At 44.9% G+C, this 26291-nt stretch carries 26 protein-coding genes; 15 read left to right on the top strand and 11 right to left on the bottom strand.

All coding sequences use genetic code 11. From position 1 onward, the window contains the following. Window positions 1-37 precede the first annotated feature (37 nt). The gene (locus GTQ38_RS02430; protein WP_161433628.1) at window positions 38-1309 is read left to right on the top strand and encodes an RNA polymerase sigma factor; all 1272 of its coding nucleotides are present in this window, start codon (window positions 38-40) and stop codon (window positions 1307-1309) included. Here GTQ38_RS02430 and GTQ38_RS02425 read toward each other — a convergent pair. From GTQ38_RS02425 to GTQ38_RS02410, 4 genes are all read right to left on the bottom strand, one after another. Next, window positions 1302-2726 carry a Gfo/Idh/MocA family protein gene (locus tag GTQ38_RS02425; protein ID WP_161433627.1) on the bottom strand — a complete coding sequence of 475 codons (1425 nt, stop codon included), beginning with the start codon at window positions 2724-2726 and terminating at the stop codon, window positions 1302-1304. The genes GTQ38_RS02430 and GTQ38_RS02425 overlap by 8 nt on opposite strands. 102 nt (window positions 2727-2828) lie before the next feature. Further along, window positions 2829-3488, bottom strand: coding sequence for an HD domain-containing protein (locus tag GTQ38_RS02420; RefSeq protein WP_161433626.1), 660 nt, complete (start codon window positions 3486-3488; stop codon window positions 2829-2831). Then, entirely contained in the window at window positions 3485-4222 is a 738-nt protein-coding gene (locus GTQ38_RS02415) for a lysophospholipid acyltransferase family protein (RefSeq protein WP_161433625.1), read from the bottom strand. The genes GTQ38_RS02420 and GTQ38_RS02415 overlap by 4 nt, the downstream gene beginning before the upstream one ends. Before the next feature lie 107 nt (window positions 4223-4329). Then, window positions 4330-4740 (bottom strand): BrxA/BrxB family bacilliredoxin, encoded by a 411-nt coding sequence (locus tag GTQ38_RS02410; protein ID WP_161433624.1) that lies wholly within the window; start codon window positions 4738-4740, stop codon window positions 4330-4332. Between the two features lie 126 nt (window positions 4741-4866). Between GTQ38_RS02410 and GTQ38_RS02405 the strand changes: the two genes are divergently transcribed. The 4 genes from GTQ38_RS02405 to GTQ38_RS02390 all read left to right on the top strand — a co-directional run bounded on the left by GTQ38_RS02405 (window position 4867) and on the right by GTQ38_RS02390 (window position 8421). Further along, entirely contained in the window at window positions 4867-5598 is a 732-nt protein-coding gene (locus tag GTQ38_RS02405) for a TerB family tellurite resistance protein (RefSeq protein ID WP_161433623.1), read from the top strand. A 52-nt stretch (window positions 5599-5650) separates the two neighbouring features. Next, complete coding sequence (locus GTQ38_RS02400) at window positions 5651-6235, top strand: HupE/UreJ family protein (RefSeq protein WP_161433622.1); 585 nt, start codon at window positions 5651-5653, stop codon at window positions 6233-6235. A 108-nt stretch (window positions 6236-6343) separates the two neighbouring features. After that, the gene (locus GTQ38_RS02395) at window positions 6344-6802 is read left to right on the top strand and encodes a deoxycytidylate deaminase (protein WP_161433621.1); all 459 of its coding nucleotides are present in this window, start codon (window positions 6344-6346) and stop codon (window positions 6800-6802) included. Beyond that, window positions 6799-8421 carry a S41 family peptidase gene (locus GTQ38_RS02390; RefSeq protein ID WP_161433620.1) on the top strand — a complete coding sequence of 541 codons (1623 nt, stop codon included), beginning with the start codon at window positions 6799-6801 and terminating at the stop codon, window positions 8419-8421. The genes GTQ38_RS02395 and GTQ38_RS02390 overlap by 4 nt, the downstream gene beginning before the upstream one ends. 63 nt (window positions 8422-8484) lie before the next feature. Here the strand turns inward: GTQ38_RS02390 and GTQ38_RS02385 are convergent, their stop codons facing one another. Both GTQ38_RS02385 and GTQ38_RS02380 read right to left on the bottom strand, forming a co-directional pair. Continuing rightward, the gene (locus tag GTQ38_RS02385; RefSeq protein WP_161433619.1) at window positions 8485-8688 is read right to left on the bottom strand and encodes a hypothetical protein; all 204 of its coding nucleotides are present in this window, start codon (window positions 8686-8688) and stop codon (window positions 8485-8487) included. Continuing rightward, a complete protein-coding gene (locus GTQ38_RS02380; RefSeq protein WP_161433618.1) occupies window positions 8685-9266 on the bottom strand; it encodes a MarC family protein in 582 nt (193 codons plus the stop codon). The genes GTQ38_RS02385 and GTQ38_RS02380 overlap by 4 nt, the downstream gene beginning before the upstream one ends. A 124-nt stretch (window positions 9267-9390) precedes the next feature. Here GTQ38_RS02380 and GTQ38_RS02375 point away from each other — a divergent pair, with 124 nt between their 5' ends. Continuing rightward, window positions 9391-9963: a DUF3109 family protein gene (locus tag GTQ38_RS02375; protein WP_161433617.1), complete on the top strand. Its 573-nt coding sequence runs from the start codon at window positions 9391-9393 to the stop codon at window positions 9961-9963. Here GTQ38_RS02375 and GTQ38_RS02370 read toward each other — a convergent pair. Together GTQ38_RS02370 and GTQ38_RS02365 are read right to left on the bottom strand one after the other, a co-directional pair. Then, window positions 9953-11887, bottom strand: a complete 1935-nt coding sequence (locus GTQ38_RS02370) for a tetratricopeptide repeat-containing sensor histidine kinase (protein WP_161433616.1) — start codon at window positions 11885-11887, stop codon at window positions 9953-9955. The two genes, GTQ38_RS02375 and GTQ38_RS02370, sit on opposite strands and share 11 nt — an antisense overlap. A 9-nt stretch (window positions 11888-11896) precedes the next feature. Then, complete coding sequence (locus GTQ38_RS02365) at window positions 11897-12631, bottom strand: LytR/AlgR family response regulator transcription factor (RefSeq protein WP_161433615.1); 735 nt, start codon at window positions 12629-12631, stop codon at window positions 11897-11899. Window positions 12632-13001: 370 nt separating this feature from the next. Here GTQ38_RS02365 and GTQ38_RS02360 point away from each other — a divergent pair, with 370 nt between their 5' ends. The 6 genes from GTQ38_RS02360 (at window position 13002) to GTQ38_RS02335 (ending at window position 19433) form a co-directional block, all read left to right on the top strand. Then, window positions 13002-13163 (top strand): hypothetical protein, encoded by a 162-nt coding sequence (locus GTQ38_RS02360; RefSeq protein WP_161433614.1) that lies wholly within the window; start codon window positions 13002-13004, stop codon window positions 13161-13163. A gap of 28 nt (window positions 13164-13191) precedes the next feature. After that, window positions 13192-13749 (top strand): hypothetical protein, encoded by a 558-nt coding sequence (locus tag GTQ38_RS02355; RefSeq protein ID WP_161433613.1) that lies wholly within the window; start codon window positions 13192-13194, stop codon window positions 13747-13749. A gap of 543 nt (window positions 13750-14292) precedes the next feature. Further along, window positions 14293-14556, top strand: coding sequence for a hypothetical protein (locus tag GTQ38_RS02350; RefSeq protein ID WP_161433612.1), 264 nt, complete (start codon window positions 14293-14295; stop codon window positions 14554-14556). Between the two features lie 40 nt (window positions 14557-14596). After that, window positions 14597-15529 carry a class I SAM-dependent methyltransferase gene (locus GTQ38_RS02345; protein ID WP_161433611.1) on the top strand — a complete coding sequence of 311 codons (933 nt, stop codon included), beginning with the start codon at window positions 14597-14599 and terminating at the stop codon, window positions 15527-15529. 324 nt (window positions 15530-15853) lie between these two features. Further along, window positions 15854-16840 (top strand): ribonucleotide-diphosphate reductase subunit beta, encoded by a 987-nt coding sequence (locus GTQ38_RS02340; RefSeq protein ID WP_161433610.1) that lies wholly within the window; start codon window positions 15854-15856, stop codon window positions 16838-16840. A 118-nt stretch (window positions 16841-16958) separates the two neighbouring features. Next, a complete protein-coding gene (locus tag GTQ38_RS02335; protein ID WP_161433609.1) occupies window positions 16959-19433 on the top strand; it encodes a ribonucleoside-diphosphate reductase subunit alpha in 2475 nt (824 codons plus the stop codon). Between the two features lie 616 nt (window positions 19434-20049). On the opposite strand, the gene GTQ38_RS02330 is transcribed toward GTQ38_RS02335, so the two are convergent. The 3 genes from GTQ38_RS02330 to GTQ38_RS02320 are packed head-to-tail and all read right to left on the bottom strand — an operon-like array spanning window position 20050 to window position 23338. After that, the gene (locus tag GTQ38_RS02330) at window positions 20050-20967 is read right to left on the bottom strand and encodes a hydroxypyruvate isomerase family protein (protein ID WP_161433608.1); all 918 of its coding nucleotides are present in this window, start codon (window positions 20965-20967) and stop codon (window positions 20050-20052) included. An 11-nt stretch (window positions 20968-20978) separates the two neighbouring features. After that, window positions 20979-21626: a gluconate 2-dehydrogenase subunit 3 family protein gene (locus tag GTQ38_RS02325; protein WP_161433607.1), complete on the bottom strand. Its 648-nt coding sequence runs from the start codon at window positions 21624-21626 to the stop codon at window positions 20979-20981. After that, the gene (locus GTQ38_RS02320) at window positions 21626-23338 is read right to left on the bottom strand and encodes a GMC oxidoreductase (RefSeq protein WP_161433606.1); all 1713 of its coding nucleotides are present in this window, start codon (window positions 23336-23338) and stop codon (window positions 21626-21628) included. The genes GTQ38_RS02325 and GTQ38_RS02320 overlap by 1 nt, the downstream gene beginning before the upstream one ends. A gap of 234 nt (window positions 23339-23572) precedes the next feature. Between GTQ38_RS02320 and GTQ38_RS02315 the strand changes: the two genes are divergently transcribed. From GTQ38_RS02315 to GTQ38_RS02305, 3 genes are read left to right on the top strand one after another with little or no spacing between them, the layout of a single operon-like run. Then, complete coding sequence (locus GTQ38_RS02315; RefSeq protein WP_161433605.1) at window positions 23573-24577, top strand: sugar phosphate isomerase/epimerase family protein; 1005 nt, start codon at window positions 23573-23575, stop codon at window positions 24575-24577. Window positions 24578-24594: 17 nt separating this feature from the next. After that, a complete protein-coding gene (locus GTQ38_RS02310; RefSeq protein ID WP_161433604.1) occupies window positions 24595-25038 on the top strand; it encodes a DinB family protein in 444 nt (147 codons plus the stop codon). Between the two features lie 9 nt (window positions 25039-25047). After that, a complete protein-coding gene (locus GTQ38_RS02305) occupies window positions 25048-26277 on the top strand; it encodes an MFS transporter (RefSeq protein WP_161433603.1) in 1230 nt (409 codons plus the stop codon). The last annotated feature ends 14 nt before the right edge of the window (window positions 26278-26291 follow it).

Below are 26291 nucleotides of genomic sequence, written 5' to 3'. Positions count from 1 at the left end.
AGAGCCCCGACAATACCGTCGGGGTCAATTTTTCTCTATGACCAGCGGTGATCCCAGGAAAATAGTCGACCACCTTTTTCGTTCCGAATACGGAAAGCTTATTGCTGTCCTCGCGCATAAATTTGGCCCATCCCAAATAGAGCTGATTGAGGACGCGGTACAAGATTCCTTATTGAAGGCCATGCAGGTATGGGGTTATAGCTCAACCGTCCCGGATAATCCAACAGCCTGGCTGCTGCGAGTGGCTGGCAACCGTGTTATCGATTCACTTCGCAGATCTAAAAAACTGGACAGAAAAGAGGAGTTTAAGACAGACCATGGCATTACTCCTGCATTCTTTGAGGAGATGGCGCTGGAGAGCAGTATTTCGGACAGCCAGTTAAAAATGATCTTCGCCTGTTGCCATCCTTCACTTTCACAGGAATATCAGCTCGTATTAAGCCTTAAGCTTATTGGTGGTTTTAGCAATAAAGAATTGGCAGATGCGCTCTTAAAAAAGGAAGAAACCGTGGCCAAATCCTTTACCAGGGCCAAGCGACGGCTTAAGGAGCAGATCAGCACCCTGGAGACCCCGGTGGAGATCGGCTTGCAGTCCAGGTTATTTGTAGTAATTCGGGTGATCTACCTCTTGTTCTCAGAAGGTTATGCTGCTACGACTGGTTCCCTGCTGATCAAAAAAGATATCTGCTATGAGGCTATTCGGCTTGCGTTGATCTTGAGGAAAAACCCCTTCTGTCAACATGCCAACCTGGAAGCCTTAATTGCCCTGATGTGCTTTCACGCTTCACGATTTGAGGCACGTCTGGATCAGAATTCAGAATTGGTAGACCTGGAGCACCAGGACAGAACCCTGTACAACAGTGAATTGATCCGCATAGGCATGACGCACCTGGAAAATGCCGGCCTCCCCGGGCAGCCATTGTCTAATTATCATTTGGAAGCGGCCGTTGCTTACCAACACTGTGCGGCTAAAACCTTTGAAGAAACAAATTGGGATCAGATCCTTCATCTTTATGATCTGCAGTTGAAAAGGCAGTACTCCCCCATGGTAGAACTAAACAGATTGGTTCCCTTATTACAAGTGAAAGGTCCTGAGGAAGCCTTACAAGCCTTAAATCAAATAAGCAAACAACCGCATTTTTCCGAATCGGGATTGTTTTATGCCATCAAAGCAGAGATCCTTGGTAAACTCCAGCGTTTTGATCAGGCTGAAGCAGCGCTAAAAACGGCCATAGAGCTTTCGCAGAACGAGCTAAGGAAAACACATTTAAAGAAGAAACTAGCGGCTTTGTCAAAAACAACTAGCTGAGTTCCCAACCTTTTCTGTAACTACCTTTTACCCATTCGTTAGCTCTGTCGTAATTGGTAACTCTCATATTTTCTCCATCCCAAAGGATCTTGCGTCTGCCCGGATACGCAAATGGGTCCCAATCTCCGAGTTTTTTACCGGGCTTTAATTCTTTGTACTGGAAGGCCTTGATGGCCAGGTTACCCATAAGTACGGCTTCCGTTAACGGGCCAGACCTTTTGAAATCAGAAGAGGTTTCCGTACCGGTAAGACAGCCTTCAACCCAGTTCCGCTGATGTCCACCGGTATCTCCTTCTATCCTTGTGAGATATGGTTTGGGGGGATTGAGAAGCCCCATCATTTCAGAAGGAAGCAGTCTGGCATTGCGGGAATAAACGTCACAAACCAAGATCCCTTTGGTACCATAGAACACGGTTCCACCTCCGGTATCCCCGATCTTCTCATCGTCCTTTAATTCGTCCGGAAGGTCTGGCATAATTCCTCCGTCATACCAGTTCAATGCAATATCTCCGTGTTCCGGGGTATTGAATTTCAGGCGTACAATGGAAGAGGACGGGCAAGAGGCGCTGTAATCCGCTTCCACAAAGTCGCCAACCCAATTGGTGGTACAACTCGCCTCGGCTTCTGTTGGATAACCCAGATCCAAAACCCCGAAAGGTGTTTCCATGATATGGCAGCCCATATCGCCCAGAGCTCCTGTTCCAAAATCCCACCAACCTCTCCATTTGAAGGGAAGGTAAGCATCGTTATAGTCGCGTTTCGCTGCCGGACCCAGCCATAGATCCCAATCGAGGCCTTTGGGAATACTGTGTTTTTCCGTAGGCACCGGTACCCCCTGCGGCCAGACGGGCCTGTTGGTCCAGCAGTCCACTTTTTCTACTTTGCCGATAATGCCGGATTTGATCCATTCTTTGGCTTCACGGCTACCATCGCTGGAGGCTCCCTGGTTGCCCATTTGGGTGATGATCCCATTTTCTTTGGCGACCTTCGTCATCATACGCGCCTCGGCAATATTATGAGTGAGCGGTTTTTCCACATAGGCGTGCTTTTTGGCCTTCATAAAAGGCAAAGCAATAGGGGCATGGGTATGATCCGGAGTGGCTACCATAATGGCATCTATTTCGCCCAGGTGCTTGTCATAAACTTTTCTGAAATCCTTGAATCTTGGCACCTTGGGGTATTTCTTATAGCTGTCCGCCGCTCTTCGGTCGTCTACGTCACAAAGGGCAACGTACTTCACTTTTCCTGTATCATCAAGCCCGCTCATGACTCCGGATCCTCGTCCGCCTACCCCAAATGCGGCCACATAAAGCGTGTCGCTGGGAGGAACATGTCCTTTGCCAAGGACGTAACTTGGTACTATTGAAAAGGCAGCGGTAGACGCCGTGGCAGTCTTAATAAATTTTCTTCTTTGCATTGTGGAGGATGTTTGTAAATGAAGCTGGAAGATACGAAAATTTGATCCCAAACTTCTAGTAAAAGGACGGACTTATCATTTGCCGTGACAAATGTTAGAAAACTAGATATCACCGTCCCATTCGCGGTAAAATTGCCGAAGATATTCCAACATGAACTGGTGCCTTTCTTCCGCTAGTTTTTTAGCGGTAGGCGTATGCATCTGATCTTTTAACAGCAGCAGTTTTTCGTAAAAATGGTTAATGGTAGGGCTGTTGTTCTTCTTGTACTCCTCCTTGCTCAATCCTGGTTTGGGAGGATTTTCCGGGTCGTAAAGGGGCCGGTTCCTGAAGCCGCCATAATTAAATGTGCGAGCTATTCCTATGGCTCCTATGGCATCGAGCCTGTCGGCATCCCGGACCACTTCAAGCTCCCTGGAATTGAAACCAGCTTCCGCTTTATCCAGGCTGTTCTTATAAGAGATATGCCGTATGATGTTTACCACATGATCCTTTGCGTTGTCCTGAACCGGCAGGGTTTCCAGAAATTCCTTTGCCTTCGCCGGGCCTATCTCCTCGTCCCCATTGTGAAATTTAGAATCCGCGATATCATGTAAAAGAGCACCCAGGCTCACCACCAAATGGTCTACTTTTTCACCTTCGGCAATCCGAAGACTGGATCTGTAAACCCTTAGGATATGTGACCAATCGTGCCCTCCTTCCGCATGTTCCAGACTCTTTTTTACGAAAGCCTTGGTTCGTTGAACGATCTCCTTGTTACTCATTTGAATTCAGTAATTCCGCTAACCACCTGTTGCTCCACGGTTGCGATTATGGTTCCGTGATCCTCGGTAATATCATGAGGTTGGTGTATGTCGTAAGTAAGGTGATTTCCGAGTCCGTAAGGAAACTTGCCGTATCGCAATAATTTCCATGAATTGTTAATGCTAATGGGTACAACAACTGCGGAAGGAGCGGCTTTCATCAGCACCTTTAGGCCGGTAACCTGAAAAGGCTTAGGATGCCCTGTTCTGCTTCTTGTACCCTCAGGAAAGATAACGGCACTTCTACAGTTTTGCTCAATATAATCCCCTAGTTTGGCAATTTCTCTCAGCGCTTGCTTACTGTCTTTTCTGTCTATCAATACAGACCCTCCATGCCTTAGATTAAAGGAAACGCTGGGGATTCCCTTTCCCAGTTCTTTCTTACTGACGAACTTGGGATGATGTGCCCGTAAATACCATATTATTGGCGGGATATCGTACATGCTCTGATGGTTAGCTACGATGATCAGCGGTCTGTCCGTAGGTAGATCGTGCGTATTCCGAAAAGTATAGCGCGTTCCCAATAAGTTCGTGCAGCGCATAAGGCACCAGTTAAGCCAGGTTACACTTCTCTTGTGGGCATCATACCCAAAAACCTTCAGACAAAACCATTGTATGGGGTGAAATACAAGCAGGCACAACCCGAAAAATACAAAATACAAAACGGTCAGCGGGTAGGAGATGAACTTTTGCATCAGAATTAATTTAGGTTGTATTGCAAAAGTAAAAAACCGCCCATTAAGAGCGGTCTTTGCACAATGTTTTTACGTCAAAGGAATTTCGGGTTCCCTGGACCGGCGTATTAACAAAATTCGTTATACGCCTCCGTAAGGTTTTCGGCTATGAGTTCTGCCGGACGTCCCTCGATATGATGCCTTTCTATCATGTGCACCAATTCCCCATCCCTGAATAAGGCCATACTGGGCGAAGAAGGTGGAAATGGGATCATCAGGTCTCTGGCCGCATTCACGGCTTCGGTATCTACACCGGCAAAAACCGTGATCAGATGATCCGGGGTTTTTTCGTTTTGCAAACTCATTTTAGCTCCTGGTCTGGCATTCGCAGCTGCACAACCGCAAACAGAGTTTACCACAACCAGGGTAGTGCCTTTTTGTTTTATAGCCTTTTCTACCTCCTCGGCTGTATATAATTCGTTAAAACCGGCTACTGCCAGGTCTTCACGCATAGGTTTTACTAATTCTGCAGGATACATAAACTTATTTTTTTTAGAATTACAAAGATAACCAATTTGTCTTATTTTTTTGCAATACCTTATCCTGGCACTGCAAGTTTCTTTTAGAGCTTAAAGTCCTATCTTTGGCAAAATTTTTTAATACACATGATCAAGTGGTTCGCCGCCATTCTCGGGTATTTTCTGTTTCGTTTCCCAGGGGCCATTCTCGGCTTCCTGGTGGGAAGTTTCCTGGACAATTTTAGCAGTGGTGGGAATACACGAACTGTATTCCAGGATTTTACCCGGACCTCTGTCTCGCCCGAAGATTTTGAACTGCACCTTTTGTCTTTATGCTCTATCGTGATCAAGGCGGATGGAACGGTAAGCCAGCGCGAGTTGGATTACGTCAGGCAGTATTTTCTAAGCACTTACGGAAAGGAAAAGGCCAATGCCATTTTCAGGACATTTAATGAGGTCATCAAAAAGCGGGAGATCTCGGCTCAGCGTATTTGTGCCTTTTTAAATCAAAGAACCCGCTATGAGGTGCGACTGCAACTGCTGCATTTTCTGTTTGGGATCGCGCAGGCGGATGGTGCGGTAAGCCCTCCGGAGATTGATAAAATAAGGGAGATCGCTGGATACCTGCGCGTTGGCCATCACGATTTTGAAAGTATAAAGGCGATGTTCATCCGCTCTGCAGACAACGCCTATAAGATCTTGGAAATTGACAAGGGTGCTTCTGATGATGAAGTAAAAAAAGCCTACAGGACCATGGCAAAAAAATATCATCCGGACCGGGTAAATACTGCGGATGAGGCGATCAAGAAAGGGGCTGAAGAAAAGTTTAAGCAGGTCCAAAAGGCTTATGAGGAAATTCAAAGGGAAAGAGGACTTTAGGCTTTGCTTATTGGCAGCTCTGTTCAGTACTAAGTATTTTTAAATAGTTTCTATGCAAGATTTTTGGTTTTACCTCAAACTGGGCTTTCATCATGTCCTGGATCCCACCGCCTACGACCATATACTTTTTTTGATAGCGCTGGCTGCTCCCTTTGGTTTCAGGAGTTGGAAAAAGGCCATCATTCTGGCCACAATTTTTACCGTGGCACACTGCCTTTCCCTGGCACTTGCGGCATATGGATTAATGGAAGTCAGCGTTAGCCTGGTTGAATTCCTGATTCCGGTCACCATACTTATCACCGCCCTTTTCAGCTTCTTTTCCACTTACGGCAAGTTCGAAAACCAGGGAATGGGTATCCTTATGGCGTCTACCATTTTTTTTGGCCTTATTCACGGCTTTGGGTTTTCAAACTACTTCCGTATGCTAATGGCGGAGGAAACAGAAAAGACCATTCCATTACTCGGTTTCGCTACGGGAATTGAGATCGCACAGGTACTGATCATCCTGTTCGTTTTGTGTCTGGCATATATTTCTCAGGATGTCCTCGGGATAAAGAAAAAGTATTTTGTCAGGGTCCTGAGTATCCTTATTTTCCTAATTACCATACCCTTAGCTATAAAAACCGCCCTTTGGTAGAATTTCACTTAAAATTAACCGTTTAGGGTTTGTTAGGCTATGCCAAAGCGGGTATCTTAGTGGCTTGGCTGCAATATACAAGCAGGCCTGCTCGAAAAAGTCGTTTGAATGAAGGAGAGTAAACAGGAAAAATACGATAAAGCCTATTTGAGAATGGCATATGAATGGGGGAAACTGTCGTATTGCAAACGAAAGCAGGTAGGAGCTATTATCGTAAAGGACCGAATGATCATTTCGGATGGCTATAACGGAACCCCAACGGGTTTTGAAAATTTTTGTGAAGATGAGGAGGGGTACACCAAATGGTATGTACTTCATGCAGAGGCCAATGCTATTTCCAAAGTAGCCTCGTCTACACAATCCTGCGAAGGAGCTACCCTTTACATAACCCTTTCCCCTTGCAGGGAATGTAGCAAACTCATTCACCAGTCTGGCATAAAACGTGTGGTATACCAAAAGGCCTACAAGGATGAATCCGGATTGCGATTTCTGGAAAGGGCCGGTGTTGAGTTATTGCATCTGCCTGTTATTGATAGCCCGGGTGTAGAAATTAAGGAGTTCGAATGAAAAGATCGTATTATATATGGCCAACCGTTATTGCCCTGGCCTTGGCCTTAGGGATTTTCGTGGGGGGAAAGCTACACTTCAATGACAGCCCTGAGAAACTCTTTACCACAAACTCCAAGAAAGATAAGCTCAACAGGCTTATTGATTATATTGATTATGAGTACGTGGATGAGATCAATACGGATAGTATTGTGGATGTCACGGTAAATAATATCCTGGATAAACTTGATCCGCATTCCGTATACATTCCCAGGGGCGAAATGGCAAAGGTTGCCGAGAATATGAAGGGAGATTTTGTAGGTATCGGGATCAACTTTTATCCTTACAAAGATACCATTACGGTAATACGCACCATAGAGAACGGTCCCAGCTTCTTAAAAGGCATTAAACCCGGAGACCGTATACTGATGGCGGATAAAGACACCCTTTACGGGCAGGGATTGTCCAGCGATGCGATTGTAAACCGGCTCAAGGGGAAGATTGGCACCTCCGTGGAGCTCAAGGTCTACCGAAAGACCGAAGACCGTACCTTTACCGTGAACCTGAGAAGGGACCGCATCCCCATTAAGAGTGTGGAAGCGTATTATATGCTTACCCCGGATATGGGTTATATCAAGATCAACCGATTTGCCGAGAGCACCTATAATGAGTTTACACATGCCTTAAGGGCATTACAGCAGTACGGAGCCACTAAATTGACCCTGGATTTAAGGGATAACCCTGGTGGTTATCTCGGTATTGCGGAGCAAATGGCGGATGAATTCCTGCCAGATGGAAAACTTATACTTTTTACCAAGAACAAAAAAGGTCAGATAGACAAAACCTTCGCGACCCGTAAGGGAAATTTTGAGAACAAGCCGGTCTATGTCCTGATCAACGAGCGCTCTGCCTCGGCCAGTGAGATCATTGCAGGGGCACTGCAGGACAACGATATAGGGACTATTCTGGGAAGACGGTCCTTTGGTAAAGGTCTGGTGCAGCGTGAAATGGAGTTGGGAGATGGTTCAGCGGTAAGGCTAACGGTTTCAAGGTACTACACTCCTACAGGCCGGTCTATCCAGAAGGATTATCAGAATGGTAGCAAGGACTACTATCAGAAATTTACAGACAGATACCACAGTGGAGAACTGGTTTCAGTAGATAGCATCAAGGTTGCGGACTCTTTAAAGTTTACCACCCCTAAAGGCAAAACCGTATACGGGGGAGGCGGAATAATTCCGGACGTATTTGTGCCTATAGGGACCAACGAAGAAGAGGCTGTGGAAAGCATGGAAAGCCTTGGATTTATGTCTCGTTTTGTTTTTGAACACCTGGAAGAGGACCGCAAGCGGTACTCCAATTTTACAAGGGATGCATTTATAGAGGAATTCAGGGTAGACGACATCCTGTTTGAACAATTTGTCGACTATGCGATCAACGCGAATATCAAGATGAATTTCTACGACCACGAGGAGAAGTTGAAGCTCTATCTGAAGGCCGCCTTCGCAGAACAACTATTCTCTCCTAACCTGCACGCCAAAATAAAGTCCGCGGGAGACCGGATGCTTCAGAAGGTGATGGAATTAGACCGACCCACCATTCAGCAACGCGAAGCGGATCAGATTGAAGCCCAGAACTAGGGATTACCATTTTTATTTTTTAGACATTAGGGAACCTGGCGGACAGCAGGCAGGGATCTTTACCTAATCTTTTTCCACCTTCTTCTGGATCTTTTTTGAGGTGATAAAAATAAGCAGTAGCACAATGGCACAAAGTGGCGCAAGAATACCGATCATAGCGACTGTACTTTCCCCGGCAAAGGGATCCTGAAAGTTTACTAGGGTGGTGTTATAGGCCATTAATCCAATAGCCAGGACAATTAGCACCGCGGTTAAAATTCTGTTCATTTGAGGGCGATTAACTGATTGATATTAGCCGTAAAAAGTTTTACTGCAATGGCCAGTAGTATAACCCCAAAGACCTTTCGGAAAATACTTAAACCATTCTTGCCTAAAACCCTTTCTATACGGCTGGAGGATTTCAATACAAGATACACAAAAATAATGTTTACAATTATGGCCACAATGATATTCTCCACCCGGAATTCTGCTCTTAGGGATAAAAGGGTGGTCATGGTCCCCGCCCCGGCAATCATAGGGAAGGCCAAAGGAACTATTGAAGCACTTTCGGGTTCGCTATCCTTGTACAAGGTAATTCCCAGGATCATCTCCAGTGCCAGAAAGAACAGTACAAAGGCACCCGCGACCGCAAATGAATTCACATCGATCCCGATAAGATTGAGGATCTCCTCTCCAATGAAGAGGAAAGCGACCATTATACAGGCAGCCACAATAGAAGCTTTACCGGATTGAATTCGTCCCGCCTTCTCCCTTAGACTGATAACAATAGGGATACTTCCCAAAATATCGATCACCGCGAAAAGGATCATTCCGGCTGTAATGATTTCTTTAAAACTTAAGCGCATCACCATAATTTTAGAAAGCGGCAAATTTACGTCATTTAAGAGCGGTTTCAAGCATGCTGATCGCATTTAATTTTGTACATATTTATAGGCAAAGAAGTATATTTGAGGCCTATAGCATCAGCTTATGTTTCAGTTGGGAAATTGCATCGTATCCGAGGAGATCATTGAGAACGACTTTGTCTGTAATCTCAATGCCTGCAAAGGGGCCTGTTGTGTAGACGGGGAGGCCGGCGCCCCCCTGGAAGATAGTGAAACAGAGATCCTGGTTGATATCTTTAAGGATATAAAACCCTTTCTGCGGCCCGAAGGAGCAGCGGCAATTGAGGAACAAGGTTGTTTTGTAAAGGGCGATGATGGAGAATGGGAAACCCCACTCGTAAATGGTAGCGAATGCGCTTATGTAACCTTCTCCCCATCCGGTATTGCCAAATGCGGCCTGGAAGAGGCCTACGACCAAGGGGCCACCAGCTGGAAAAAACCCGTTTCCTGCCATCTTTATCCGGTTCGGGTGAAAGAATACTCCAAACTAACCGCCGTGAACTACCACAAATGGCAAATATGCGATCCGGCTTGCGCCCTGGGAACAGAGCTACAAGTGCCTATTTACAAATTCGTTAAAGAAGCCCTGGTGCGGAAATTTGGTGAAAAGTGGTACAAAGAATTAGAGGAGGTGGCCAAGTCCTTATCTAAATCGTAGGAATGCTCAGGTTTACACGGGTACCCGCCGCCCGGCCATCATCGCAAAAGAGATCCTCGATGGTCACGTCAAAAGAGTTCTGATAGTCTTTTGAAAAGTTCGCAAGACGTTCTTTCGTAATGTCAATTCCGACCGATTTCCGTTTCAACACTTTGCTTGCCTTGAGCCTCTCTGCGGCTTCCCGGCCCACCCCATTGTCCTCAATGGAGATTGAAATAAAGCCTTTCTTTTCATGAGCGACCCTTAACAATATGCGTTTTTCACCTTCTTTGGAGGAAAGCCCGTGCCAGAGGGCATTTTCTAAAAAGGGTTGCAGAATCAGGGAAGGTATCTTGATGATATGAGGATCAATACCTTCGTCTACTTTGATCTCAAATTGAATTTCGTTGGAAAACCTGATGTTTTCAATATTCATATACAGTTCTACCGTCTCCAACTCTTCCGCCAGGGGTATCTCTTTGAGGGAAGAGGCCTCCAGGATCTTTCGGACCAGTTTGGAAAATTTGTTGAGGTAATGAACCGCATTCTTTTTTTCGTTATTGATGATGTATAGTTTGATGGAGTTCAGTGAATTGAACAAAAAATGGGGGTTCATCTGGCTACGCAGCATGCTCTGCTCCAGTGTAAGCATCTTTTTCTCGCTTTTTAACTGGTATTGACGGTATAGAATATAGAGGATCAGGGTAAAGAGGGCCAGCAATAAAGCACTTACCAGCAAAGTGTTCTGATTCCTCCGCAGTTTTAACCTAACGATCTCATTTTGCTTGGCCAGCGCCTCGATCTGGTTGTTCTTTTTTTCGGTGTCATAGCGAATGATCACGTCATTGACATAACTGAGGTTAAGATCGTTCGTGACCATTTCATCAAACTCCTCCGCCTTCTTAAAATAGTCCAGGGCGCTCTTGTATTCACCCCTGTAGTTAGCTAATTCGGAAAGCAGATCATAACTCCTGGAAATGAACCTCGGCAGGTTGTGCTTTCTGGCCATATCCAGTCCTTGTCTCAGATGGTCTTCCGCCTCATCGAACCTTTTCAGTTCCATCAACGCCCAACCCAGATTGATCAGCACCGAGACGATGATCTGTTTGTCCCCAGTTTTTTCTGCGGACAGCAGGGTGGGCTCCAGTATGGATAGGGCATCCACCAGGCGATTTTGCTTGATATAGATTTGCGCAATACTGTTCTTACAGATGGCCTTACCCGGATCCGAATTGATCTCCTCATCATAGGCCAGGGCCTGTCTGAAATATTTGAGGGCCTCATCCAGTTTCCCCTGTTCTTCAAGGCATTCTCCTATGTTCTGGCTATTTACGGCAAGGCCCCTCGTATTGTTGAGCTCCGCCTCCAGTTCCATGGACTTTTTGAATTGCTCTATGGCCAGGTCACACTGTCTTAAGGTCTGATAGATATTACCGATACTATTGTGCGAGACGTTGATGCTTCTTTTGATACCTTCCGAAGGACTTTCAATAGTCTCGGCAAGCTCCAGGGCTTCCTGGCTGTAATCCAGCGCCGTTTTAATGGCATCCATTCTTCGGTAGACCACGCCCAGCATATTCAGGCTAAAGATCCTGAACTCGGTATTGTCTGCTTCAACAGCGGCATCCAGTCCCATCTGGTGGTATTCAATAGCCCTGGAAAAATCGGAAAGATTGCGGTAGCGGGTTCCAAACTGGTTATAGGCATATGCCAGCCCGTCCAGATAGTTGCTTTTGGTGGCTTCTTTGACGAAGTATTTCATCAGGACGGTATCCCGCCGGTTGGGCCTCAACACATCATTGATCTCCTTATAGGTTCTGGGACCAGCCTCAATAAGGCTGTCCGCGGCCTTGCGGAAATCAGCTGGAACGCCCTGGCTGAAAACACTAAAAGGCAGGAGCAGGCCAACGGCAAAAGGGAGGAACTTTGTTCGTGACAACCGCATAAAAGGAAATTATATCAGATCCAGAAAATCCGATTTCTTCTGGCGTGAAACTGGTATTTTGTGGTTGGATTGAAGTACCACATAACCATCTGTCTTTAGAAACTCTTTAATTTTGGTAAGATTAATAATGTAGGAATTGTGAATCCTGAAAAAGGAATCGCTTGGCAATAGCTCGTTAACTTCCTTGAGCTTTTTGGTAAGTACTATTTTTTGCCCGTCTACCAGGTAAATGGTACTGTAATTTCCATCAGATTCGGCGTAAAGTACTTCATCGCTCTCTAAAAATAGCAATTTGCCATCCGTATTCAGGGTGATCTTTTTATGAATGGGGTTGGAATTGAAATTCAACAGTATCTTTTCCAGCCTTTCCGCCGTATAGTTCTTAGCGTTAAACTTCTTGATCTTGGTTATGGTATCCTTTAGATCGTCTGTATCTATCGGCTTTAAAAGATAATCTATAGCCTCGTTCTTCAGGGCCTTAATGGCGTACTGGTTGTAAGCCGTGGTGATCACCACCGGGAAATCCTTGTTTTTCAGTTTTTGTATGAACTGAAATCCGTCCATGGTGGGCATTTCTATGTCTAAAAACAAACAATCGGGGGTATGCCCATCCAGATAGGTCAATGCCTCGAAGGGATCTGTAAAGGAAGCTACTACGTTGATCTCATCACTAAAATTCGTAAGCTCCCAGGATAGACTTTGTAGCGCTTTTATTTCGTCATCTACTATAACTGCTTCCAACATAAGCTATAATTGATATGATTAGGTAAGTTAGTCAAAAATAGCGTTAATGGATTTAGCCGCTCAAAAAAATGTGCCGATAGATCGATTTTACGTGTGGATGGTTCCAAAATACCTAAATCCGACATTTTAAAGGGGTATATTCTGGCAGAATAAGGCTATGGTATCCGGGGTACGCAATCTCACATATTGGACTAAAATACTGTAAATCAACATAATAAAATAAAAAATCGCCTGTAATTGGGCCCTAAAACCATTTATACAAGATTTTCTACCATTTATACAAAACAGTCGGGAACATTGGAACGCTAGGCCTACTTTGGCTACAGCAATACGGATCAAAGCATTCACAGTAACTAATAAAGAAATTGAGATGAAAAAGTGTTTTATTTTCTTCACCCTGTTCATAGTTGCATTGATCACTGCAGTCTATACAGACACCGAGGAAGATCGCATGAGCGGTCAGGAGGTGGTCATGGAGCAGCAAATTTCCAAGCCGCTCTTTCATGAAGACGGCATTACTGAATCCAGATAAGCGGGCTTAACCATTAAAGAGAATCCTCATGTCAACAGCACTTAACAGACTTCTTGGGCCGGCACTGCTTAGTATTGTATCCTTAATTTTTGTTTCCTATATACCGGCAAGTTCAGAAAGTGGATATATCCATGTATTTCCAATAGAAGGAAGTTATGAACTGAATACCGATGGGGTATATCATTTACAGCTTAGGGGCGAGAGCTATTTTGAGATAGGAACCGAGAAAACTGCCTCCGGAAAACCATTTAAGGTGATTAAACTCAACCTGAAAAGTGGTGAAGGGCATGCCGATCATTCACTTGGATTTGTGATCTCTCAAAAGGGGGAAAATACCATTTCATTACCAGGAACATTTCAGGTAAACGAAAAAATAGATGGCTTTCTCGATAGCTTCGAGGGGGTATTCGGATTTGCCAATATCCCGGATCTCGGAGAACAGCCATTTTTTGCGAAGCGTGGAAAGATCACTATATCGAAAACCGGCTTAGATAAACTAGGCGGAAGAATAGATGTAAGATTAGTGAATCCTGAAGGTAAACAATTGATTATCAAAGGAAATTTCACGGCAATACCCCGGATTTAAGCGGGAAAAAGAGTATATTTAATATAGCTTAATAATACTGTCAAACCACAGGTACGGCTCAGATAGGGGTATGTTTAAATTAGAATATACCATTGCTGAAAAGCAGCCTACCGATGGAATTGCGAATTGGAAAACCGAACCAACGTGTTGGTTTTGGCATTTGCTCGATTTATAGGTTTCGGGGGAACTACCTAGATCAGTAGACCGATTCTAGCAATTAAAATCATATGCATTGGGGGCCGTACGGTTTGACGGTTTTTATACCAAAAAGGGCCACATCCCCTAAAAGGCTAAAAAGCTTCCCCATACCGCCGCCAGAAAGGCTTTTTCCACCCTGCTTACCTATGGAACCCCTCATTTTAAAAGCCACACCTGCTCGAAACTGATCGATTGTATTATATCTCAGGCCTCGCTATGGATAAATACCATTTATACAAGGCTACAGGGCATTGATACAATTTCAGTTTACCAAACTTCCCCAATTATGTACATTCAGTTCAGGATTAGATCTTAATCCGCCTGACCATTAAAATTTACGCGATTATGAAAACCTCACTCATCCTTCTACTGGCCCTGCTACTTAATACCAGTCTTATTCTGGCAACACCCCTGGCAGCATTGTTAGAGCATACTAACCCCTGGATATTTATCGCTTTAGAAAGTTTGTTGCTAATCGGTTATATCCTGAATAAATGGGTAGGAGCGTTGAGGAAGGACTTTATGATAGATCTCGGTTACCTGGATGTTTATACTGTGGAAGATCGCAAAAAAACATTAAAGAAACCCGGATCAAAACCCCGGCCATAGTGGACTAAAGAGAGAAGTGATAACACAAAATGATCAATCTATGCCTGATGCACTTACCACCGTAAAAAAACAGCGGTATTACCTTGAACTGCTCAAAGGAATTGCAGAAGAGAAACAACTGGATCAGACCGGGTTTTATCAGCTAGATGCGCTGCTGACCGTCCTGGGAAGCGAAGTCCGTAACAGGCGGATATCGAGGCAGGAAATTGCCTATGTCAATACCATCTTTGGAATGGATTTCTTAAAAGAGACCCTACAGGGCAGAGGCCTGTTAAAACCCTGTGGTTATTCCGGGGATTATCTGATACTGGATCGTATCTATACCTATTACACTTCAGACGATCCGAAGTATCGTCTTTGGGATGCCTATTTCCAGCAACAGGTCGCCATGAGGGCTATCCGGCATCGGAAGACCTATTTTCAGGATCTGGTGATGGCCAGGGTCGCGGAAAACAGGAATTTGAGAATACTTAACGTTATCAGCGGTTCCGGAAGAGAATTGATGGAATTATACCGGGAACTCCCGCCGGGCCACAATGTGAATACTACCTGTGTGGAAATGGATGATGACGCCATCGCCTATTCCAAAGGGTTAAATGCAAATTACCTCAGGAAGATCAAATATGTCCATACGAATATTTTCAGCTATAACAACCCTGTGGGGCAGGACCTCATCTGGGCAGCGGGACTCTTAGATCGGAGCAGCGACGAGGAAGTGGTTAGCGCATTGGAGCTATTCAAAAACTGGCTGAACCCGGGAGGAGAAATTGTCCTTGGGAACTTTAACGCCAAACACTATCCAAGTCGGGATTATATGGAACTGTTATGTGAGTGGGAACTCAACTGTCGCACCGAAGGAAAGCTGACAGAGCTTGCCGGAAAGGCCGGGTTCGGGTTTGATCAGATCCGCATCGGGGCTGAAAAAGAGAACCTGATACAGTTCCTGCACCTCAAGGTAAAATCCGATGCTTAGAGACTGAAGATCTTTTATTTAAAATTTTGCCCCAATTTTTATAAACACCCTGGTGTGTTTAATTGCAACCGGACGGTATTTTTTATACTCTCCGGTTTATTTTATTTCTGTTCAAGGGCCACCAAAAAATTTTCGATTTTAGCTGTTTCGGCTAAGCTCTGTAAACATCACTTGCGAGCCTAGATTTCAACACCTTGTGTTAAAAACTTTGGAGTCAATTTGGTAAAACAGACTTTACAATTTGATTACATTTTTCAATCTTTGTTGATCCCAACACTTAGCAGTTTTTCACTCATACACTAACTAAATTAAAGCCATAAAATTATGTCCGAAGCCGTTGAGCCCATTCTGAAGGAAAATAAAGATAGATTTGTAATATTCCCAATTGAACATCACGATCTGTGGGATTGGTACAAGAAATGTGAGGCCTGTTTTTGGACTGCGGAGGAAATAGATCTTCATCAGGATCTGGCGGATTGGAATAATAAACTCAACGATGACGAACGCTATTTTATAAAACACATCCTGGCATTTTTTGCCGCTTCAGACGGTATCGTAAATGAAAACCTGGCTGAAAATTTTGTAAATGAGGTGCAGTATTCAGAGGCCAAATTCTTCTACGGCTTCCAGATCATGATGGAGAATATTCATTCGGAAACGTATTCCCTCTTGATCGACACCTACGTCAAGGATGAAAAAGAAAAAAATGTTTTATTCAAAGCCATAGAGAACTTTCCAGCTATCAAGAAAAAAGCGGATTGGGCGCTACGATGGATAGATTCTCCAAGTTTTGCCGAAAGGCTGATCGCTTTTGCAGCTGTAGAAGGGATCTTCTTCTCCGGCGCGTTCTGCTCTATTTTCTGGCTGAAGAAAAGAGGACTAATGCCCGGACTTACATTTTCCAACGAGCTGATCTCCCGCGATGAAGGTATGCACTGTGATTACGCTGTTCATCTTCACAACAATCACCTGGTAAACAAAGTGCCAAAAGAGCGTATCACAGAGATTATCGTGGATGCTTTGAATATTGAAAGAGAATTTATCACCGAATCCCTTCCGGTGAGCCTTATAGGTATGAATGCCAAGTTGATGACCCAATACCTCGAGTTTGTAACTGACCGCCTGCTGGTAGAACTCGAGTGTGAAAAGGTTTACAATGCCACCAACCCATTCGACTTTATGGATATGATCTCCTTACAAGGAAAAACCAATTTCTTTGAAAAGCGTGTATCTGAATACCAAAAAGCCGGTGTGTTGAACAAAGAAAAGGATACCGATTCCCAGAAAATCAGCTTCGACGCTGATTTCTAAATAAGATCAATTTCTAAAACCCCGTCTTGTAGGGTTTTTTGTGACCAAAATTAAAACGTTAAACCTTTTAACAGAAGGATTTGACCCAGCCGACGTATAATTAAACAAGTGTAGCAAAATGTATGTAATAAAAAGAGATGGTAGAAAAGAGCCGATAATGTTCGATAAGATTACGGCCAGAGTTCGAAAACTGTGTTATGGACTAAATACCCTGGTAGACCCTGTAAAAGTAGCGATGCGGGTTATCGAAGGCTTGTATGATGGCGTTACCACCTCTGAATTGGATAATCTCGCGGCGGAAATAGCAGCGACCATGACCACTGCACATCCGGACTACGCAAAACTTGCTGCCAGGATCTCTGTTTCTAACCTCCACAAGAACACCAAGAAGTCTTTTTCCGAAACCATGAAGGACCTGTACGAATATGTGAATCCCCGTACAGGAAAAAAAGCACCGCTACTCTCGGATGAGGTATACAAAGTGATTTCCGAAAATGCGGACAAACTTGATTCTACGATTATCTACAACCGCGATTTTGGATATGACTATTTTGGGTTTAAGACCCTGGAGAGATCATACCTCCTAAAACTGAACGGGAAGATAGCAGAAAGGCCACAGCATATGCTGATGCGGGTGGCTGTGGGTATCCATCTGGACGATTTGGATTCTGCCATTGAGACCTACGAATTGATGTCTAAAAAGTATTTTACCCATGCAACACCTACTTTGTTCAATTCAGGGACTCCCAAACCTCAAATGTCTTCCTGTTTCCTCCTTGCGATGAAGGAAGACAGTATTGATGGTATTTACGATACGCTGAAACAAACTGCCAAGATATCCCAGTCTGCCGGCGGTATCGGGCTGTCCATTCACAACGTACGTGCTACAGGCTCTTATATAGCTGGGACCAATGGTACCTCTAACGGCATAGTGCCTATGCTGCGGGTTTTTAACGATACTGCCCGATATGTGGATCAGGGTGGTGGTAAAAGAAAAGGAAGCTTTGCGATCTACGTGGAACCATGGCATGCGGATATTTTCGATTTCCTGGACCTGAAGAAGAATCACGGGAAAGAAGAAATGCGCGCCAGAGACCTTTTCTATGCCATGTGGATCCCGGATCTGTTTATGAAAAGGGTAGAAGCCGATGGAGAATGGACACTGATGTGCCCAAATGAATGTCCGGGACTTTTCTCTAGTCATAGCGAAGAGTTCGAAGCTTTATACACCAAATATGAAGCCCAGGGGAAAGGCAGGAAAACCATAAAAGCAAGAGATCTATGGGAAAAAATACTGGAATCGCAAATAGAGACCGGTACCCCATACATGCTGTATAAGGATGCCGCTAATAGAAAGAGCAATCAGAAAAACCTGGGAACTATCAGATCGTCCAACCTATGTACGGAGATCCTGGAATACACCTCAAAGGATGAAGTGGCCGTTTGTAACCTGGCGTCCATCGCTTTACCAATGTTTGTAAAAAATGGTAGCTTCGACCATAAAGAGCTGTTCAAGGTTACCAAAAGGGTTACCAAAAACCTCAACAGGGTAATTGACAGGAACTACTATCCGATCAAGGAGGCCAAGAATTCCAATATGAGGCACAGACCTATAGGGCTGGGTGTACAGGGATTGGCCGATACTTTCATCATGCTGAGGTTACCATTTACCAGTGACGAAGCAAAGAAACTAAACCAGGAGATATTCGAGACCCTGTATTATGCCGCGGTTACCGCTTCTATGGAACAGGCCAAAGAAGAAGGACCTTATTCTACTTTTGAAGGATCGCCCATGGCGGATGGAGAATTCCAGCACAACCTCTGGGGCGTTAAGGACGAGGAGCTTTCAGGGCGATGGGACTGGGAGAAGCTTCGTAAGAATGTAAAGAAACACGGTGTTAGGAATTCCCTGCTGGTGGCACCTATGCCAACGGCTTCAACATCTCAGATATTGGGTAATAACGAGTGTTTTGAACCCTATACTTCTAATATCTACACCCGTAGGGTGCTTTCAGGGGAATTTATTGTAGTTAACAAACATCTGTTGGAAGACCTGGTAAAACTCGGTCTATGGAATGAGAACCTCAAGCAGGAGCTTATGAGGGCCAACGGATCCATTCAGCATATCGATATCATTCCGGATAACATCAAGGAGTTATATAAGACGGTGTGGGAACTGAGTATGAAAGACATTATAGATATGTCCAGGCACAGAGGTTACTTCATTGACCAGAGTCAGTCCCTAAACCTCTTCATGGAAAACGCGAATTACGCCAAGTTAACCTCTATGCATTTCTACGCCTGGAAGAGCGGCCTGAAAACCGGAATGTACTACCTGCGTACCAAAGCTGCGGTAGACGCTATCAAATTCACCCTGGACAATACCAAGAAGAAAGAGATGCCGGTCAGTGTCGCGGCGGAAGCAGAAGTAATGGCTGCCAGCCCGGAAGTCGCGGCAGACCTGGATGTGAAAACCACTCCTGTACAGCAGGAAGTGGATGTAGAGCCCATGTCGCCGGAAGAAATGAAAGAACTGATCGCGAAAGCCAAGGAAGGTCAGGCTGATGACGACTGCCTGATGTGCGGGTCGTAGCGGATTAATTAGTGTTTATTCATAAAAGTACCTCAGGTTCAAATGTCATTGTCCGTGGCGAAGAACCTGGGGTATTTTAGTAATAGAAAACAACAAAAGAGGGCTAAAGTAATCTGATTTAAGAACAAAAAAGGGTAACGGCCAAATTGCAATGGCTAAAAGTGGTAGGTAATAAGTTCTAAGAAAGGGTCTTGATCCTATTTATTAAAATAGGGTCTCAAGACGTTATAGGAAACAACGAACAATGCCGTGTAAACCAATAACAGTATATAATAATTCTCCATATCAATGCCCCATTTTGATAGTGTCTTATTAATATACGTGAGGAAACCGCAAAAAGATCACGGAAAATTCCAAAAGATTCGTTTTAACTGTTAAAATTTCAAGCCTGAAGGGAAAACGATTCTAAAACGGCTATTTTTTGAAAAATTGGTGATAAACTATCTTGCCCGCTAAAAATAGCAGCCCATAGATCATCAAAAGAGAAATATAGAGTTCCATAGTAGGTTAGACGGTAAAGAGGTGCCCAGCCTTTCCAAAAAGAACGTTAAAAGACCTCATTTATTGGATGAAATAAAAAAAATGTAGGAAAAAGCCGTGATTTAGTCGATTGAGGCTAGAGGAAAGTATCCACTTTTTTATAGGCGTCTATCACTGCCTGCTCCCCTTCCTTGTCCGGTTTGGAATTTCCGTGCTCCATCCCAAGAATTCCCTGGAAACCTTTACTGTGGATAAACTTAAATACATTGGTATAGTTGATCTCGCCGGTCGTTGGCTCTTTGCGTCCCGGGTTATCCCCGATTTGAATATAGCCTATCTCATCCCAGCAGGTATCCATATTGGGGATAAGATTGCCTTCCTGGATCTGTTGGTGATAGATATCGAATAGGATCTTACACGAAGGTGAGCCCACGGATTTGCAGATCTCATAGGCCTGTGGTGATCCGGTAAGGAACAGACCGGGGTGATCTCTGAAATTAAGGGGTTCCAGCACCATTACCAGGCCATGGGGTTCCAGTATGTCACAGGCCTGCTTGAGGGATTCAATGACATTGGCAGTCTGATATCCCATGGATTTCCGCAGATCCACAAATCCCGGAACTACAGTCATCCACTTTGCATTAACACGTTTTGCCACTTCTACGGAGCTGCGAATGTCTTCCAGAAATTCCTCGCGTTTGGCAGCTTCTCCTGAGGCGAGATTGGGCTCCCTCCAGTAGATCTTATGAGCCACAAACACCCCCATTTCCAGGCCTCTTTCCTGCATAGTAGCAGCCATTTTTTCCTGAAGTGCCACTTCGCGACCTTTCATGCCGTTGTCTTCAAAGGCCGTAAACCCCTGATCCGCCATAAAGTTCAGCTGAGCAATTGGGTCCTCCCCTGCATGATGCTTAAACATCCCAAGGTGAGGGGCGTATTTCAGGTTGAATTTATGAGCGGGTGCAGTTGCTGAAAAGGCATAGCTAAAGGGAGCGCTTATACCTAAGGCTCCCGATGCTAATGCTGTATTTCTTATGAAATGCCTTCTTTCCAAAATGCCTTGGTTTAGAGCGACCAGGCTTTGCCACCGGTAAGTTCGTTCACATCTCCGCATCCGATATATTCTCCGGGTACGGGCAGATAAGCCAGAACTTCTTCTCCAATGTATTCTGTGGTCTTATAACCCCAAATGGTCATTTCGCGCAGGCTGTTGGCAAAAGCAAATCTTGCCGCTTCATCGTTCAACTCAGCAGATTTTCCTTCTCCCATAGCCATCATGAATTCTTCTATGGCCTTTTGTTGGACCTCTTCCTGTTCTTTGGTAATCTTCAGGGAACTCGCTAAAACGGGCTCCAGGTCCTCTGGTCCTAACTCCCCGGCGTTTTCCTTGCCTGAATCCTTAAGGGCCTTCTCAATGAATTTTCCAATGGTCATCTTGGCAAAGTCCTGTTGCTCCTTTGGTATGACCTGGTCTATAAATCGGTCTATAAATATATTGACCTGTACCTCAGTGGCAGAAGGGGTATCGGTTTTAGGAAGGATGATATCCACCAAATGCGTCAGCACAGAGCCTTCTTCCGGTGTAAAGAAATCCGGAGTCCATTCCAGGACTTTTTCGCTTTTGCAACTCTGAACAATGCTTATCAGGGTAGGAGTAGCTACGGTAAAGCCCAGTGCCAGCCCCATATTTTTTAATGCGATTCTTCTTTCCATTATATTGCGCCTTTTTTAAGTTGTTCGGCCGCGTGGTTTGCGGCTCTGGCTGTAAAAGCCATATAGGTTAGGGATGGGTTTACACAGGCTGCCGAGGTCATAAATGCTCCATCGGTAACGTAGACATTCTTAACGGCATGTACCTGGTTGTAGCCATTGAGAACTGAGGTCTTCGGGTTGCGCCCCATTCTCGCGGTGCCCATTTCGTGAATTCCCAGTCCTATAGCTCCTGGATCGTCAAAAGGTTCTACATCCCGGAAGCCGGATTTTTCCATCATGTCTACCGCCTGCTGCATCATGTCCTTTCGCATATTCAATTCGTTCTCCTTTAATTCGGCGTCAAAAGTAATTGTGGGTAGTCCCCATCCGTCTTTTTTGTCGTAATCCAGGGTCATTCTGTTGTCTTCATAAGGCAATATCTCCCCGAAGCCGCCCATTCCGAATGACCAGCCACCTGGTTTAAGGATAGCATCTTTCAGATCCTTGCCGTAAGACATTTCAGCAATGGTTTCCTGCCAATTGCCTCTCTGCGCTCCGCCCTGATAGCCGTAGCCACGGATAAAATCTTTGGTACCGGAATCGCCTCCTATATTTCTGAAACGTGGAATATAGATCCCATTCGGTTTTCTTCCTTTGTAATACTTGTCGTCAAAACCATCAAATTTGCCTGAGGCACCAACTCTGAGATGATGGTCCATGATATTCCTGCCGAGTTGGTCCGAATCGTTCCCCATACCATCAGGGAAGCGGTCCGACCTGGACTGCATTAGGATGGCAGTTGAAGCCAGGGCCGACGCACAAAGGAAAATTACTTTCGCCTTAAACTCATGGGCTTCTTTGGTTACACGGTCTATCACTTTTACACCGGTCGCTTTTTTGGTGTCCGGGTCGTATATGATCTCATGTACAATGGAATCAGGCCTTAGCGTCATATTCCCCGTTCTTTCCGCCGCGGGCAAAGTAGAAGAATTACTGCTGAAGTAAGCTCCGAATGGACATCCGCGGATACAGCGGTTCCGGAATTGACAGCGATTTCTGCCCTCAAACTGCTTATTACTGTTTATATGAGCTACACGGCCAGCGGTAACCACACGTCCCCCGAAATTCTCAGCGACCTTTTCACGGAAATGCTGTTCTACGCAATTCAAGTCCATCATGGGTTCAAATTGTCCGTCGGGAAGTTGAGGTAGTCCCAGCAGCTCACCCGACACCCCTATATAGGATTCAACCTTGTCATACCAGGGGGCGATATCTTTGTATCTCACTGGCCAGTCCACGGCGATGCCATCTCTTCTGTTGGCCTCAAAATCAAGATCACTCCAACGATAGCTGTGACGACCCCACATGATAGAGCGCCCACCAACATGGTAGCCACGCATCCAATCAAAACGCTTGGTTTCGTTATAGGGATGTTCAAGGTCATTGACGAACCAGAAATTGTGAGGAGCCTTAACGGTATATCCCGTTCTTGCCTGCTTTAGTTGTTTTGCCTGTTCTTCCCTCGGTAGCTCACCGTTATTTGGAAAGTCCCAGGGATCCAAATTGGCAGTGGGATAATCTTCAATATGCTTTACCATTTTACCCCTTTCCAATACCAGAGTTTTCAGGCCCTTTTCGCATAATTCTTTGGCTGCCCAACCTCCGCTGATACCGGTGCCAACAACAATCGCATCATACGATTCCTGTTCCTCATTGTAATAAAATTTACCCATGTATAGTATTGTTTATTTTCTAAAAGTATTAAATATAAAATTAATTTTCTACATTTAATCAGCCTAATAATTTAGAGACTTTTCAGTAGAAAACAGGCGCTGTTACGGATATTACAAAATGACCCCTAACATGCGTTTTTACCAACAAAAAATCCGCGATCCAGGTCCTTGAGTTAGAAAGGAATATCTTTTCGGAACTGAGATCTGCAATAGAACCAGAAAACCAATTAACACATGAAAAGAAGACGTTTCATTCAGAATAGTTCCCGTGCGGGAATGGCAGTAACGCTATTAGGAATTTATTCCTGCAAAGAAAAAAAGAAAGAAGAAAGCATGACCGAAGAAGCATCCGAAGAGAGCATGGCCGATACTGCTCCGTTTTTTGAGCTTTCCCTGGCGCAATGGTCCATTCACAGAATGATCCGGGAAGGAGGCGTAGACCCTTACACTTTTGCGGAAAAGGCCAAGAACTGGGGATTTAGCGGACTGGAATACGTAAGCCAGTTGTACAATCCTGAACTATCCGATGCGGGTTATTCGGCAGAAGCCATGGCGGGTTTTGTGGATCGTTCCAATGCGGAGGCGGAGAAACACGGCATGAAAAACCTGCTGATCATGATCGATGGACAGGGCGATCTTGCTACTTCAGATGCGGCAGAGCGAAAAAAAGCGGTTGAGAATCACTTTAAATGGGTAGACGCGGCAGCCGCCATGGGATGCCATGCCATCCGGGTGAACCTGGCCGGAAGTGACAAACCAGAGGAGTGGGTTCCCAATTCGGTGGACGGACTAAGCCAGCTATCCACTTATGCCAAAGACCAGAATATCAATGTGATCGTAGAGAACCATGGCGGACTTTCGTCAAACGGAAAGTTGCTTGCTGAGGTTATGACCAAAGTGAATATGGATAATTGCGGTACCCTTCCGGATTTTGGAAACTTCTGCATCCGCCGAAAAGACCCTAAGGATTACAGGGCCGGATGTGCCGAATCCTATGATATTTACCAGGGCGTTACAGAACTTATGGTGCACGCTAAAGCGGTAAGTGCCAAGTCGCACAACTTTGACGAAGCGGGCAATGAAACGGAGATTGATTATGTTAAAATGCTGCAGATCGTTAAGGACGCCGGTTACACAGGCTTCATTGGGGTGGAATACGAGGGAAGCGAATTAAGTGAAGAGGAAGGGATCATTGCCACAAAAGAACTGATGTTGAGGGCTGCCAAAGAACTCACTTAAAAGCATACTCCTTATATATGAAAGTTTTCTTTAATCAACTTTTTGATTACAATTTCTATTGCAACAAAAAACTCATTGAGGAGTGCAATAAATTGGAAAATGTTCCGGAAAAGAGCATTAAGCTCTTCAGTCATATTCTAAACGCGCACCACATCTGGAATGCCAGGATATTGGGGAAACCTCCGGAATATGAGGTTTGGCAAATCCACGAGATCAAGGACTGGGGGGATATTCATTATGAAAATCAGCGGAGTTCCTTTGAGATAACCACCAATAATGACGATTTTGAAAGGCGCATAGATTACGAGAATTCAAAAGGGCGGCTGTTTACCAATACACTTCAGGATATTTTGTTTCACATCATCAACCATTCCACGCATCACAGATCACAAATAGCCCTGGATTTCCGGGAAAATAAGCTGGAGCCACTTTCCCTGGATTTTATTCACTACAAAAGATAGCGGTACTCTATGAAGCCTAGAATCCAGTTACAGCTATCCCTAATGATGTTCCTCGAGTTTTTTGTTTGGGGCAGCTGGTATGTGACTATGGGTATCTATTTGCCGAACAGCCTGGATGCAAGCGGAGCTGAAATTGCACAGGCCTATTCTACCCAATCCTGGGGAGCTATTATTGCACCATTCGTTATTGGGCTTATCGCGGACCGTTATTTTAATGCCGAGCGCGTATTGGGGATACTTCACCTTGGCGGAGCCTTCTTGATGTATCAAATCGCCAATGCTACGGAATTTGGTGTTTTTCATCCCTATATTTTGGGATATATGATCTTGTACATGCCCACCCTGGCACTGGTTAATTCGGTATCGTTCAATCAGATGGACGATCCGGCGAAACAGTTTTCTTTTGTCCGGGTATTTGGAACCATTGGCTGGATCGTTGCCGGCCTGATGATCAGCTATGTCTTTCACTGGGATTCTCAGGAAGGCGTACAGAGTGGCCTGCTTAAGAATACCTTTTTAATGACGGCGGTGGTTTCTGTATTTCTCGGCATCTTTTGTTTTACACTGCCAAAGACCCCTCCTACCAGAACCTCCTCAGAAAAGATCCGGATAGCGGATATACTGGGGCTAGAGGCCCTAAAGCTGCTTAAGAACAAGAACTTTCTCATTTTTTTCCTTGCATCGGTACTCATCTGTGTACCCCTGGCCTTTTACTATCAACACGCCGGGCAGTTTCTCGGAGAGATCGGTGTTAGTAACCCTGCGGGTAAGATGACCATTGGACAGGGATCTGAGATCCTTTTTATGCTGCTTTTACCTTTCTTCTTTAAGCGCTTCGGGTTTAAACGCACCATGATCGTCGCCATGCTGGCCTGGGCGGTTCGTTATATGCTTTTCGCCTATGGCAATGCCGGTGAGCTCGCATTTTTGTTGCTTCTCGGAATAGCGCTACACGGGATCTGCTACGATTTCTTTTTCGTATCCGGGCAGATCTACACAGACAGCAAGGCCGGGAAAGCCTATAAAAGTGCTGCTCAGGGTCTGATCACCCTGGCTACTTATGGTATCGGTATGCTGATCGGTTTCTGGATAGCCGGCAAGATCACTGATGCCTATCTGATCGAAGAAGGCGGACATCTCTGGGAGACCATCTGGATCTATCCCGCGGCATTCGCAGTATTTGTAATGCTGTTCTTTATGATCTTCTTTAAAAATGAAAAAATTGAATATAAGTCTTAGATATTTTAAATAAA

Source organism: Poritiphilus flavus, from assembly GCF_009901585.1.
In the GTDB taxonomy this organism is placed as follows: domain Bacteria; phylum Bacteroidota; class Bacteroidia; order Flavobacteriales; family Flavobacteriaceae; genus Poritiphilus; species Poritiphilus flavus.
This window is presented reverse-complemented; position numbering and strand designations above follow the sequence as displayed.

Coding starts and splice junctions, on each gene's coding strand:
- GTQ38_RS02415 (WP_161433625.1), bottom strand. CDS start 4,222: ATGCAAAAGTTCATCTCCTACCCGCTGACCGTTTTGTATTTTGTATTT.
- GTQ38_RS02375 (WP_161433617.1), top strand. CDS start 9,391: ATGTTTCAGTTGGGAAATTGCATCGTATCCGAGGAGATCATTGAGAAC.
- GTQ38_RS02380 (WP_161433618.1), bottom strand. CDS start 9,266: ATGCGCTTAAGTTTTAAAGAAATCATTACAGCCGGAATGATCCTTTTC.
- GTQ38_RS02425 (WP_161433627.1), bottom strand. CDS start 2,726: ATGCAAAGAAGAAAATTTATTAAGACTGCCACGGCGTCTACCGCTGCC.
- GTQ38_RS02430 (WP_161433628.1), top strand. CDS start 38: ATGACCAGCGGTGATCCCAGGAAAATAGTCGACCACCTTTTTCGTTCC.
- GTQ38_RS02315 (WP_161433605.1), top strand. CDS start 23,573: ATGAAAAGAAGACGTTTCATTCAGAATAGTTCCCGTGCGGGAATGGCA.
- GTQ38_RS02395 (WP_161433621.1), top strand. CDS start 6,344: ATGAAGGAGAGTAAACAGGAAAAATACGATAAAGCCTATTTGAGAATG.
- GTQ38_RS02360 (WP_161433614.1), top strand. CDS start 13,002: ATGAAAAAGTGTTTTATTTTCTTCACCCTGTTCATAGTTGCATTGATC.
- GTQ38_RS02320 (WP_161433606.1), bottom strand. CDS start 23,338: ATGGGTAAATTTTATTACAATGAGGAACAGGAATCGTATGATGCGATT.
- GTQ38_RS02405 (WP_161433623.1), top strand. CDS start 4,867: ATGATCAAGTGGTTCGCCGCCATTCTCGGGTATTTTCTGTTTCGTTTC.
- GTQ38_RS02410 (WP_161433624.1), bottom strand. CDS start 4,740: ATGTATCCTGCAGAATTAGTAAAACCTATGCGTGAAGACCTGGCAGTA.
- GTQ38_RS02310 (WP_161433604.1), top strand. CDS start 24,595: ATGAAAGTTTTCTTTAATCAACTTTTTGATTACAATTTCTATTGCAAC.
- GTQ38_RS02335 (WP_161433609.1), top strand. CDS start 16,959: ATGTATGTAATAAAAAGAGATGGTAGAAAAGAGCCGATAATGTTCGAT.
- GTQ38_RS02390 (WP_161433620.1), top strand. CDS start 6,799: ATGAAAAGATCGTATTATATATGGCCAACCGTTATTGCCCTGGCCTTG.
- GTQ38_RS02345 (WP_161433611.1), top strand. CDS start 14,597: ATGCCTGATGCACTTACCACCGTAAAAAAACAGCGGTATTACCTTGAA.
- GTQ38_RS02400 (WP_161433622.1), top strand. CDS start 5,651: ATGCAAGATTTTTGGTTTTACCTCAAACTGGGCTTTCATCATGTCCTG.
- GTQ38_RS02350 (WP_161433612.1), top strand. CDS start 14,293: ATGAAAACCTCACTCATCCTTCTACTGGCCCTGCTACTTAATACCAGT.
- GTQ38_RS02340 (WP_161433610.1), top strand. CDS start 15,854: ATGTCCGAAGCCGTTGAGCCCATTCTGAAGGAAAATAAAGATAGATTT.
- GTQ38_RS02355 (WP_161433613.1), top strand. CDS start 13,192: ATGTCAACAGCACTTAACAGACTTCTTGGGCCGGCACTGCTTAGTATT.
- GTQ38_RS02325 (WP_161433607.1), bottom strand. CDS start 21,626: ATGGAAAGAAGAATCGCATTAAAAAATATGGGGCTGGCACTGGGCTTT.
- GTQ38_RS02370 (WP_161433616.1), bottom strand. CDS start 11,887: ATGCGGTTGTCACGAACAAAGTTCCTCCCTTTTGCCGTTGGCCTGCTC.
- GTQ38_RS02420 (WP_161433626.1), bottom strand. CDS start 3,488: ATGAGTAACAAGGAGATCGTTCAACGAACCAAGGCTTTCGTAAAAAAG.
- GTQ38_RS02385 (WP_161433619.1), bottom strand. CDS start 8,688: ATGAACAGAATTTTAACCGCGGTGCTAATTGTCCTGGCTATTGGATTA.
- GTQ38_RS02365 (WP_161433615.1), bottom strand. CDS start 12,631: ATGTTGGAAGCAGTTATAGTAGATGACGAAATAAAAGCGCTACAAAGT.
- GTQ38_RS02305 (WP_161433603.1), top strand. CDS start 25,048: ATGAAGCCTAGAATCCAGTTACAGCTATCCCTAATGATGTTCCTCGAG.